Here is a 10,493-nt window from a genome sequence, read left to right as displayed (position 1 = left end):
CCTTTCAATGAAGAAAATTAATCTATTGATTTATAATTAAATGGCTATTTAAATTGACCACTTAACGGCGTTCACTGTTCCATTGCTCCCGAAACCCCTTCCTCCACACTTTGATGAAAACGTAGGAGCAAGTGTGCTTTTATCTGATCTTTGAAGGGGAGCTGAAAGTCATGGTAGGCAGAATCACGGGTATCTTGCCAATGATGCTGATTTAACATCAAATCCCAAAAAGAGATGTGCTGTTTACTCTTGGGTATAAACAGATCTCCGGAACGTAAGGCTTCCTTAATAGCAATCGCCACACCCAGCTCCCAAGCATTACGTTGGATTTTACCCTCTTTTCCTTTCAGAGAACGCCGAAGTTCCCGGGGGATAAAATCGGTGGGTACATCTTGAGGCAGTTTTTTCAATTCGCCGGCGTCAAGCTGGCGAATCACTTGAATCGCTTTCAGAAGTAACTCCGTTCCCGGTTTAGCCTGAAATGGCAGATGCAGGAACGCTGGGAAATATTTTCTCAAACTGGGATAACGAGCCAGCAGAATATCGCCATATCCACGTTCTTCCAGTTGTTTAAAGATGTGCAAGTCTGCCACCGATTTCAGCAGTCTCTTTTCATCAATCCTGTGCCACAGATCCGCTTTGTTTAAGGGTTTATCATCCAACCAATTCAGGAGAAAATGTGTTGTCTCCAGCATGATATCAATAGCTTTCTTCTGACGCTGACGAAATTCACGGTGTTTCTTTTCGTATTTTTGTTTTCCCTTACGCAACATATCCATGATGTACTGGTCATGCATTTTCACCAGATAATCTAACAGTACTTTCCCTGTTTCCAGCAGGAAACAAAGCATTAAAGCGTAACGTTTGTTTTCTTTAAATCGCCTGATATCTCTGGCATCGTATCGAAGCGCTAATTTGTAGAGATAATCCATAAAAGCAGGATCTACCATTCGCGACCCGAGGGTATCAATACCAATACGGTCAAGAGACAAATAGCGTTCCAGATAGTGTTGAATTGACGTGATTGTGGCTGAGGGCGGGAATTCTTTCAAAAGATAGAACAGAGATCGTTGCTCCCCTTGAGAGGCCATTAACATTTCATCAATAGCCAGCCTGATTCCACCGGAAAGTTGCTTATATAATGACTCAAACAGTTTTTCATGTACATTAGAACAGACACTGATAATCAGACGCTCCAGGATACTTGGCCCCGGTAGCATCACTTTGGCATTCAACAAATACGCTTCGGCGCTCAGAAACAACTCGTCCGGTAAATGCCCCTGTTCAGCCTGCCGGGATAACCATATTGTCAGGGAGGTTTGTGCAGTCTCGTCATATTTAGAAAACCCCAGATAGGCCAGAATGTGCTTACGCTGTTCAGAAAAGGTCGCCTCCCTGTCCGGAGCTGTGATGTTCAGCGAGGGTGGCAAATTCAGCTGGTTGTTGAGATAACCTACAATTCGCGGCGAGAGGTTATTCACTTCCGTAAGAAACCTGCCATACCGACGAACAGCGCAAAGCTGGATAGTGATAAACAAACGATAGTTAGTACGGTATCGATTGATTTCCTTCTTGTCGGCTGCCGATAGCGTCCAGTCTCTAACCATTTCTTCATCAGAAAAGTCTTGAGGCAGAGTTACAGGCCGGTAGCGTTGGCGTTGTGTCAGAAATTTCTCATTAGCCATCATTTGTTCCTCTTGTAATTCTTGCAATCCAGCGTTTGTGAGAATCACAAAGAGGTTTTTTCGTATAACCCATCATCAAGGCATCGTGATTCTCAAAATCCATTCTTGAAACTCTATTCTCAATTGCCTATCCTCTCAATGAGTTTTGATAAAAAATAGCAGACAGATTTGAGAGACGAAAATGAAAAACAAACTGCAATTTGACGTATTGGACAATGTTGGCTGCTTCATTTACCCGGAAGAACGATTTTCCTCCGTGGCGGATGAATTTGATGAACTCCTGAATACCTACCAATCCGGTAATATGAGTGAGAAATACTATATCGCCGAGCTTGAACAGCTCATTGCACGAGAACCGGAGTTCATTGACAGTCATGCCCATCTGTCATTTGCTTTTCACCGACAAGGTAAGCCTAAAAAAGCCCTGGATGCCGCGTTAGCCGGCGTTGCAATCGGGGAATGTTTAATCCCCGAAGGGTTTCATGGTGTCATTGAATGGGGGTATCTGGAAAATCGTCCGTTTCTGCGCGCCTTGCACGGCGTCGTACTGGCATACATGCGACTACGCCGCCATAAAGACGCAGCCTCCTTTATTGACAAAATGCTGGCCTACAACCCCAATGATAATCAGGGCATTCGTTATCTGTTGGGTTCAGAAACACTGCGAGCCGGTGACAAAATTCGCGCAGAGACGGTGCTTAACGAGAATGCCGATAACTATCCGCCCTATTATTATGAACTTGGTTTGCTCCATATAATGAATGATGACTGGGTCAAAGCAGCGACCGCCCTGCGACAAGGCTTCTGTGCCAACATCTATCTCGCCGAGCTCCTCTGTGGTAATTCCGATCCGCTGCCATTGACCATCTGGCATGACAGTAATCTGGCACAACCGGATACCGCGACCGATTATATGAAAATGTACGGCAATCTGTGGTTTCGTTACCCAGATAGTTTTGCCTTCCTGCGTTGGTTGTTCAACCATTCCAGTGTCATGGCTGAGCGTGCATCACTGATGAAATGCCATGAAGAACTCTTCAGTGAAAAGGATTTTGAGGCTCGGAAACGTATTTCAAACCGCAAACAGATGTTATTAAATGGGATCGACAATCGTCTTTCCACTGAGATAGTTAAAAAAATTAAAGACAGACATGGGCAAGAATTCTGGCCATGGATACAGTCTCTCGGATGGTAATTTTATGCTGATTGGGTACGCAAGAGTGTCAACACGAGATCAGAACCTTGATTTACAGATTGAAGCGTTAACCCGGGCTGGATGTGAAAAAATTTATCAAGATAAAGTGAGCGGCGTTCGTGCAGAACGCCCTGGCTTAACGATGGCCATGGAAATGCTGCGCGAAGATGATACGCTGGTCGTCTGGAAACTCGACCGGCTGGGACGTAGCGTAAAACAGCTTGTTGATATGGTTGGAGAACTTCACAAAAAAGGAGTTCATTTTAAAAGTCTCACCGATGCGATTGATACCGGCACGCCATCAGGACGGTTTTTCTTTCATGTGATGGCCAGCCTGGCTGAAATGGAGCGTGAGCTGATTATTGAGCGCACCCGCGCCGGACTGGATGCAGCCCGGGAGATTGGCCGGAAAGGTGGACGAAAACCGAAAATGACCAGCAGTAAGCTGGAATCTGCTAAAAAGCTGCTAGCAAGCGGTGTTCCCCCAAAAGACGTTGCCAATAACCTTGGGGTGTCAATTCCCACTCTGTACCGCTGGTTGCCAGCGTCAAAGCAGTCATAATATTTTTCTGTCATCTGCGTGAAGAAACTTACGGTTTGGACATCATTATCAGTGGTGAAACCGTAAGTTTCTGTTCAAATGCTCCCGCTAGTCCAGATTGTCACTTTTCGGTTGATCGGTAGCTGTGTTACCCTTTACTCAGTTAAATATACATTTAATGTAGTAATGAAAAATTTTTGACGATTTACGATGGCATTACAGTTAAACGTGCCAGAATCAATCATAAATTTCATACCGATTTTTAGCACAAAGGAGAGGCTGATGGGGGAGTTGATATTAAGTGACGCCGTAACAAGCATTGTCGATGTAAGTAACAATACGAAAAATGTGAATAATCCGGCTACAAGTTATTTGATAAGACTGCGCTCAAAGCAGAGTCAAAAAACGATGCGTTCCTGTCTGAGTACAGTAGTAAAACTCTTTCGTGCTGCGGACCCGTTCAGCTTCGATTGGTCAATTTTGGATCGTGATTCTGTTCAGTTAGTACTCCAAAAGCTAATCATTGAGAAAAAGACACCTAACAGTATCAATCTGGTTTTAAGTGCCATTAAGGGAGTCGCTGAAGAAGCCAGAGCCTCCCGAATCATAGATAGTGATACTTATCAAGATATTAGAAGCATAAGACGAATTCGCGGTAATAGAATTGGTCGAGGGCGATCACTTAGTAGCAAAGAAATCAGCATGATTTATCAGTATGTTGACAGTATAAATACTGCGACCGCTATACGTGATGCCGCCATAATTTCCCTGATGTTGGGCTGTGGGCTCCGTCGAGCTGAAGTCACCCTATTGGAGTACAGAGACATAAATTTTGACGGTTATTCAGTCAAGATCATGGGGAAGGGCAATAAAGAACGTACCAATTTCATGCCTGATGATACTTACCGTCGCACTAAATTATGGATTGATACTGTAAGAGGAGATCATTCAGGGGCTGTATTCACGCGTATTCGTAAAAATGATGATGTGACATGCGATAGAATAACAACGGACGGAATACGTTATATTATTGATAAATTAGTAAAAGAATCAGGTATAGACTCATTTACACCCCACGACTGCCGCCGGACATACGCGACAAAGCTATTAGAAAACGGCGAAGATTTGCTGACAGTCAGGGAAGCAATGGGGCACAGCAGTGTTGCCACAACACAACGCTATGATAAGCGAGGGGTAACACGCTTAGAAGCTGCCGCTCGTAATCTTCAGTATTAATACATGATAGGCATAAAATGAGAAATGACACACACGTTATTGAAACGGAATCAAAAAAATAATTAACAATCAGATATCTAGTGCTGATTGGGTATTGTGTTCAATAGATGAACGAGACTATGGCACAGATTTTATGATTAAAATTTCCACAAATAACAAACCTACAGGAGATTGTTTTTTTTATTCAATCAAAAGTGAAGTGGCACACTAATTTTGGTCACCGTCATGGAGATGATATTCTCACTCCAACAATTAAACAGGTGACTGTAGTGATGTGATGGACGGCCCCTTTTTCAGCGGCAATCTTCGTGTAGTAGTACATTAAATCCGGACACCTCAAAAGCCTGCTAATGTTATTAACATGACAATGAGGTATGACAATGAAATTGAAACCGACCAAACGCCACTATTCCGTTGAATTTAAGCTGGAAGCGGTTCAGCAGGTTGTTCTCCATCATCAACGGGTTATTGATATCGCCCGTTCACTGGCCGTTGATGCCAGTACCTTGAGAAAATGGATCCGCCAGTATAAGGCCGAAATACAGGGGGTAACGCCTGCCGGTAAAGCCTTAACGCCCGAACAACGCCAGATACAGGCGTTGGAAAAACAGGTCAGGCTGTAGCCTTGAACTCATTACTCATAAAATCAATGAATGATTAAACATATCGCTCTCACAAAGTTCACTCTACCGCTACTGTGGTCAGATGGGCATAGTCTGGCGCAGAGCCGCTCCCACCGTGAAACAGCCCGACCCGGAATACGCAGAAAAAATGGCAAAAATCACGGAAGCCAAAGCGAAGAACTGAGAACTAAAAAGACATCCCCAAAATGGTCAGGGCAGGCTTTAAGGTGCTGGTGGATATTCCAAGCCATTATTCGTTGCGCTCGAAGACTGTCACAAGAACACGTTTTTTGTTGTCGTCGTTGATCACCATCAGATACTTGAACTTGGAATCACGATGCCCCCAGACTTCCACGTTATCAACGCGACCATACTTTCTGGCTTTATGGCGAGCCACCTTCTCGTCAAAGGGCTGGACCTGTAGTTCCGGGTGCTGGAGGCGGCCAACAAGTGACGCCCAAGGTTTTTTGGGGTCTCCAGAGGTTATCCGAGCCTGGTACTGATCGATGGCATGTTGAGTTACCAGGACAGGACCAATGGCTGGGGTCGAGATCTCGTCATGGGTCTGGGTGTAAGCCTGCTTGTCAGCATCAAAAAGCTCAACATTGCCCTCACCCCGCTCATCCATAAACTCCATGCTCTGCGAAACCTCAATGGTAGCGCCTTTCAAACGACCGGTGAGGCAAGCTGCAAACTTGAAAGCAAACTTCTTGCTGGATTTGCCCAGCGCTAACTTCTTGATCGCGCCTTTAGATACCACCAGCTTGTAACCCGAACCAGCACCAGGTTCTCGACAAAACACCTGCTTATCCAGCGCCAGATAGCGAATGGCTACGAGCTCAGCCAGGAGATCGACCTCTTCGTGGTCAAAATCAATACGGACATCGAGGATGCCCTTTCGTTTTGTACCAACGCGCCAGAATACAAGAGCCGAGTTGCTTGAGGTTTTCTTCGAGACGGTAGTCAGTGTCATCATGGTCAATTTCTCCATTGTCGGGATAGTGATCGGCATCGCCGCCAGTACCCCTATGCGTTAGGGTTCATTTAGATGCTATCACGGGTTTTTAAAATGCAACCCCTGGTGCCAGTTTATTTGTCATCCCATGAACGGTTGTAGGCTCGCACCAAGCGTTTCTCGATCACTTCTGAAAAGTTGCAATCATCAACCTCTGATAACCGCTTCAAGATACGGTGTGCTTTATCGCTGATGGTAATGCTCTTTCCTGTCCCTGCACCCCGCCTACGGCTTTGCCGGATAGACGTCGCCAGTTTGGCCTGCTGGTCGATGGTGAGGTACTTACCTACCCACCACGAAATAGACTGCCCATCCTTGCTGAGTTCGTTTAACTTCTCGACCGCCTCCGCCTTGAGTTCACGAGGAGTATCAAACCAGAACTTGGGACGGGAAACAGATCGAAGAAGGTAAACGCTGGCTGCGGTCACATCTTCATCAGATATTCTCATCGCTTCGCCATTATCGTTACATGCCACATTTGGCAAGTGTGACATGTAACGCATATAAACACCAGGATCGAGTAGGAGACGGGATCACTCCCGTCGTCCTCTCACACCACCGTACGTACGGTTAACTAACAGCGCCAATCAAGGCGCTACGCGCCATGCTCGGCGCACCATAAAAAAAAGCCAGCTATTGCTGGCCCTTTGGTTCATGTTCGCGGTTATTACTTAGGCGTTGTGATGCTTTTTTTCTTTCTGTCTCTCATGGTAGAGATACAGACTGCCGCCAGTGACGACAGTGAAAAATATGAACAACCCCAACATGCCTAATGTAAAAGCGTCCATTTGACCTCCTTAGGAATTGCTGACCTTAGTTAAAATTATACCATAGACCCACAGGATAATCCCAATGACCAACACCAAACCGCCTTCTTTGAAGATAATGGTGTCCCCAGATACAGCCAATCCTGCAATACCGACACCGATGGCTGTGACAGCGACCTTGCGCAAATCTTCACCGATAGCTCCCAGTGTCTTCTTATCAGGAGAGAAAAGACGCACGAACCACTTCTTAATACACAAAAACTTTCTCATGATTACCTCCATTGTTGATGAGGAGGCGAACCATGTCCGGGAGGGCATGAACACCCCCTCAGGGTTAAAGTTTTAGGCAGACAAAGCCGTTGGCTTCACCTTGTTCATCTTCATTGAGTTAATGATCTTCGTTGCTTCATCAGCAAACGGGTCAATAACTTGAATAGACTCCCTTCTTGCGAAGGAGGCTGCCACCATCATCCTCTGGCCGTGCATCAGATGACGATACCGAGACCGCATAAGCTCAACGTAGGCCGCAGAGTCCCCCTCCCACCCCTCAGGGGGAGAGAAGGGGAATACCGCGTCGTTACCAGGCGTTGTATCAACCTTTGAGACATCAATAACAGCCATACTCAGCTCTCCTTCTCGCAATGAAATCGCGCAGGTAGCGAGCATTCGGGAAACCGAGGCTTCCCTGACTCATCAGGACATCGTTCCAGTCAATCCCTTTCGCTCTGGGCGGGATCGGGAGTTTAGGCAGCAGGACGTACACACGAATGCCGCGCTTTTCCAGCTTGGCTTTCAGCACGTTCGCTGACTTCTCACCAGTCACAGACTTATCTTTGTCAGCCCAGATCAGTACGGTGTGAACACCTTCTGGAACCTCGAAGGACTCCATCAGGGTCGCATTGACCGTTGACCAAACCGGGATTTGAGTGACTCGATAAGCGGACAGAGCCGTTTCCAGCCCTTCTGCAACACCCAGGATACCCTCAATCGGTTCACCGAGGCGGATAGCCGCGCCATTGACATCCAAACCGTCTGGAATGGGCATCATTTTCTTGGCGTTGCCGACCTTGGCTTTCTTACCGTTTTGGGTGAGATAGGTGCGGTGGAGAGTTACCAGATTGCCTTCCACATCTCGGATAGCGCAGACGATAGCCGGGAACTTCCCAACTTCATTGCCATCTTCGTCGTAGTAGGCCATCGCCGGCTTGAACCGCAGGCAGTCTGTTTTTTCTACTTCATCAACCTTGAACAGAAGCTCGCGGTTTTTGAAGTACAGACGCATTGGCTCAGTCACATGACTGGAGAACGGCAAACACTCGTTCCATACCTTCTCGATTTTCTCACGGAGACGAACACTATAAGCGCGTTCGCGCTCCATTCTCTTCTCCATTTCTTCTTGGAGCTCAAGCAGCCAAGGCTTGGGTTGTTCACGAAACATCGGAACAACTTTCGGCTTGTTTTCGCTGCTTTGATCTTCCAGTTGTGTGGCCGCAACTTGTGCTTGCGGTGCCGGAGTTTTTGTCGTGCGGTTGACCACTGAGGCCGACTCAACATGGTGACTCACCGGCTCAACACCACCGTTCGAGCGAACGCGGAACTGCGTTACCGTAGCGCCACGACGTTCCACCAGCCAGGTGTTGCGATGTGTTTGCATAGGTTGTTCTTTCACAACATTCCCCTGCTCGTCTTTAACTTCAACGACAACAGTTACAGGCTCGTGCCCGAGGTTTGTCATGACTATCTCATCCCCATACTTGGCTTCGCTTTCACCAATAGCTCTTTCAAGATCCACACCCCAAATGGTGCGTTCCAAGCCGCTCTTGTTACGGATGAAGGCAAAGTAGCTGAGCTCATTATCTTCGTTATGCTCGTAAGGAGCTTTACCGTGGGCAATCAGAGTACCGGCAATGGATTTTTTGCGATTCTTGGAATCGAGAACCTTGTTGTTCACCTTCATAGGCCCTTGCTGAACAGGCACTTTGGCCTGGGCAGGAGCTCGTGTCGGTGCAGAAGGTTGTTGATATTGAAGTTGCTCTTTCTCAACTCCCAGGTAATCACCAATCTCGCTCAGACACTGTTTAAAGTCCCAGTCATTGAGCCACATCAGCAACTCAAAACCGTCATGTTTGGCACCGCATGTATTGCATACGCCGCCACCAGTCAGGTGGGCATCTTTGAACAGTCGGAAGCCATCTTTCCCACCGTGGATAGGGCAAGAAACATGACGACCAGGCTTACGGAGAGCTGGTTCCAGATGGGGCGCTAGAGCCGCCAAGATGAATAGCCAGTTTCCGTTAACAGCTTCACGAACGGTGTCAGCTTTGTAGTAAGACATAGGTTTTCTCCTTAGCGTGAACCCCAGCATCGAGGCTTCCTTAAACCCCCGTCGTCAGGGTTTTAAGGAAACCCCGACACCGGGAGGATGTGCCAAGGAGGCTCCCCAGCCGGGGAGTTCTCCCCGGCGAAGGGTTTAAAAAAGGTCGCCCCCGAAACGGAGGCGAATTTTGTGAATGTCACAAGCACAAATGAGTGCCTTCTTCCGAGGCCATCATGACTGTGACATCTGCTGTTTCAGGATCAGACATAATTACTACCTCAGTCGGTTTAATAAAACCATTTACAGTAGGCATGGGGTAGTAAAGACGAATTTTTTCTAATTCTTTGTTGTCGGTAAACGCTATCTTGGTTTGTGCAACACAAAGCTGCAAAAACACAAACAGGAAATCATCTACCGAGTGCTTACCATCTGCCCCAAAAATTCCATCTACAATAGCCGGAGTTACTGCGGCATTCGCCAAGAATCCAGCTTGTTTGCCAATAGAGGAACAGTCCACCAACAGACCATCATTGATGGCTTGTTGACGGATTTGGGCGAGGTCCAATTTAGTTACTTGGTTCATAAGGTGTACTCCAAAGTTGATGGGTACACCTACTCCGTGCGGGGAAGTGTACCCGCATGGGTTATTGAAAGGTCACGGCCAAAGCCGAGCTTTAGGGTTCCGAGTTGTAAGCTGGCAGGATGCGCCAAAGAACGGTCGGAGGAAACGAGTCAGCGACACGCTTCACATTCGCGTAAAGAGTATCTGTAAAGACACGCTCCCAGCGACGACCACCTTGACGATAAACCAATTTAAGGTTTTGGAATTTGTTATTTATGGATACCTCCAGAAATGACGGGAGGTATCTCCAGCAGGAGATAGATTCCCGCAGGGATTAGTAAATTAACGCTAATTTGCTGTTTGTTTTTGGCGACCAGCTATCGCACGTTTTCGCCCTCAGGGAGGACAAAATCTGCTTACTGATGGCTTTACCATGAGTAAGAAGACTTGGAAAGTAAAAATCCGCCTTCATAGAAGGCGGCTTTGATTTCGCCCCAGAGGGGCGTTACTAGTTCAGACTCTGAGAGCCTTCACTTCACATCCCTTTTAACG

11 protein-coding genes and 2 pseudogenes are annotated in these 10,493 nt (G+C 46.9%); 5 read left to right on the top strand and 8 right to left on the bottom strand.

Annotated features, from left to right (window positions below; genetic code table 11):
• Positions 1–71: 71 nt before the first annotated feature.
• Positions 72–1,685 carry a DUF4158 domain-containing protein gene (locus Xets_RS19105; protein WP_222941660.1) on the bottom strand — a complete coding sequence of 538 codons (1,614 nt, stop codon included), beginning with the start codon at positions 1,683–1,685 and terminating at the stop codon, positions 72–74.
• 181 nt (positions 1,686–1,866) lie between these two features.
• Between Xets_RS19105 and Xets_RS19100 the strand changes: the two genes are divergently transcribed.
• The 5 genes and pseudogenes from Xets_RS19100 to Xets_RS19080 all read left to right on the top strand — a co-directional run.
• Positions 1,867–2,880, top strand: a complete 1,014-nt coding sequence (locus Xets_RS19100; protein ID WP_187652347.1) for a lipopolysaccharide assembly protein LapB — start codon at positions 1,867–1,869, stop codon at positions 2,878–2,880.
• A gap of 4 nt (positions 2,881–2,884) precedes the next feature.
• Complete coding sequence (locus Xets_RS19095) at positions 2,885–3,442, top strand: recombinase family protein (RefSeq protein WP_187652346.1); 558 nt, start codon at positions 2,885–2,887, stop codon at positions 3,440–3,442.
• Between the two features lie 387 nt (positions 3,443–3,829).
• Positions 3,830–4,657, top strand: a complete 828-nt coding sequence (locus Xets_RS19090; protein WP_187652345.1) for a site-specific integrase — start codon at positions 3,830–3,832, stop codon at positions 4,655–4,657.
• A gap of 374 nt (positions 4,658–5,031) precedes the next feature.
• The gene (locus Xets_RS19085) at positions 5,032–5,280 is read left to right on the top strand and encodes a transposase (RefSeq protein ID WP_370588263.1); all 249 of its coding nucleotides are present in this window, start codon (positions 5,032–5,034) and stop codon (positions 5,278–5,280) included.
• Positions 5,267–5,455: pseudogene (locus tag Xets_RS19080) on the top strand (winged helix-turn-helix domain-containing protein); the annotation flags it as partial. The gene Xets_RS19085 and the pseudogene Xets_RS19080, both read left to right, overlap by 14 nt.
• Before the next feature lie 75 nt (positions 5,456–5,530).
• Here the strand turns inward: Xets_RS19080 and Xets_RS19075 are convergent.
• From Xets_RS19075 to Xets_RS19045, 7 genes and pseudogenes are all read right to left on the bottom strand, one after another.
• Complete coding sequence (locus Xets_RS19075) at positions 5,531–6,256, bottom strand: hypothetical protein (RefSeq protein ID WP_187652343.1); 726 nt, start codon at positions 6,254–6,256, stop codon at positions 5,531–5,533.
• Positions 6,257–6,369: 113 nt separating this feature from the next.
• Positions 6,370–6,798, bottom strand: a complete 429-nt coding sequence (locus Xets_RS19070; protein WP_255430693.1) for a hypothetical protein — start codon at positions 6,796–6,798, stop codon at positions 6,370–6,372.
• 294 nt (positions 6,799–7,092) lie between these two features.
• A complete protein-coding gene (locus tag Xets_RS19060; RefSeq protein WP_187652341.1) occupies positions 7,093–7,332 on the bottom strand; it encodes a permease in 240 nt (79 codons plus the stop codon).
• A gap of 72 nt (positions 7,333–7,404) precedes the next feature.
• Complete coding sequence (locus Xets_RS19055; protein ID WP_187652340.1) at positions 7,405–7,683, bottom strand: hypothetical protein; 279 nt, start codon at positions 7,681–7,683, stop codon at positions 7,405–7,407.
• Complete coding sequence (locus tag Xets_RS19050; protein WP_370588264.1) at positions 7,670–8,797, bottom strand: toprim domain-containing protein; 1,128 nt, start codon at positions 8,795–8,797, stop codon at positions 7,670–7,672. Before Xets_RS19050 ends, Xets_RS19055 begins: the two co-directional genes overlap by 14 nt.
• Before the next feature lie 261 nt (positions 8,798–9,058).
• A pseudogene (locus Xets_RS28790) lies at positions 9,059–9,397 on the bottom strand (primase-helicase zinc-binding domain-containing protein); the annotation flags it as partial.
• Positions 9,398–9,575: 178 nt separating this feature from the next.
• Positions 9,576–9,962, bottom strand: a complete 387-nt coding sequence (locus Xets_RS19045; RefSeq protein WP_187652338.1) for a hypothetical protein — start codon at positions 9,960–9,962, stop codon at positions 9,576–9,578.
• Positions 9,963–10,493: the final 531 nt, after the last annotated feature.

It is taken from the genome of Xenorhabdus sp. TS4 (assembly GCF_014467265.1).
Lineage (GTDB): Bacteria > Pseudomonadota > Gammaproteobacteria > Enterobacterales > Enterobacteriaceae > Xenorhabdus > Xenorhabdus ehlersii.
The sequence above is the reverse complement of the archived record's forward strand: the minus strand, read 5'-3'. Positions and strand labels throughout refer to the sequence as shown.

What these genes read in the sequence shown, in the direction of transcription:
- Xets_RS19075 (WP_187652343.1), bottom strand. Translation starts at nt 6,256, where the DNA reads ATGATGACACTGACTACCGTCTCGAAGAAAACCTCAAGCAACTCGGCT.
- Xets_RS19105 (WP_222941660.1), bottom strand. Translation starts at nt 1,685, where the DNA reads ATGGCTAATGAGAAATTTCTGACACAACGCCAACGCTACCGGCCTGTA.
- Xets_RS19090 (WP_187652345.1), top strand. Translation starts at nt 3,830, where the DNA reads ATGCGTTCCTGTCTGAGTACAGTAGTAAAACTCTTTCGTGCTGCGGAC.
- Xets_RS19085 (WP_370588263.1), top strand. Translation starts at nt 5,032, where the DNA reads ATGACAATGAAATTGAAACCGACCAAACGCCACTATTCCGTTGAATTT.
- Xets_RS19050 (WP_370588264.1), bottom strand. Translation starts at nt 8,797, where the DNA reads ATGACAAACCTCGGGCACGAGCCTGTAACTGTTGTCGTTGAAGTTAAA.
- Xets_RS19045 (WP_187652338.1), bottom strand. Translation starts at nt 9,962, where the DNA reads ATGAACCAAGTAACTAAATTGGACCTCGCCCAAATCCGTCAACAAGCC.
- Xets_RS19060 (WP_187652341.1), bottom strand. Translation starts at nt 7,332, where the DNA reads ATGAGAAAGTTTTTGTGTATTAAGAAGTGGTTCGTGCGTCTTTTCTCT.
- Xets_RS19070 (WP_255430693.1), bottom strand. Translation starts at nt 6,798, where the DNA reads ATGCGTTACATGTCACACTTGCCAAATGTGGCATGTAACGATAATGGC.
- Xets_RS19100 (WP_187652347.1), top strand. Translation starts at nt 1,867, where the DNA reads ATGAAAAACAAACTGCAATTTGACGTATTGGACAATGTTGGCTGCTTC.
- Xets_RS19095 (WP_187652346.1), top strand. Translation starts at nt 2,885, where the DNA reads ATGCTGATTGGGTACGCAAGAGTGTCAACACGAGATCAGAACCTTGAT.
- Xets_RS19055 (WP_187652340.1), bottom strand. Translation starts at nt 7,683, where the DNA reads ATGGCTGTTATTGATGTCTCAAAGGTTGATACAACGCCTGGTAACGAC.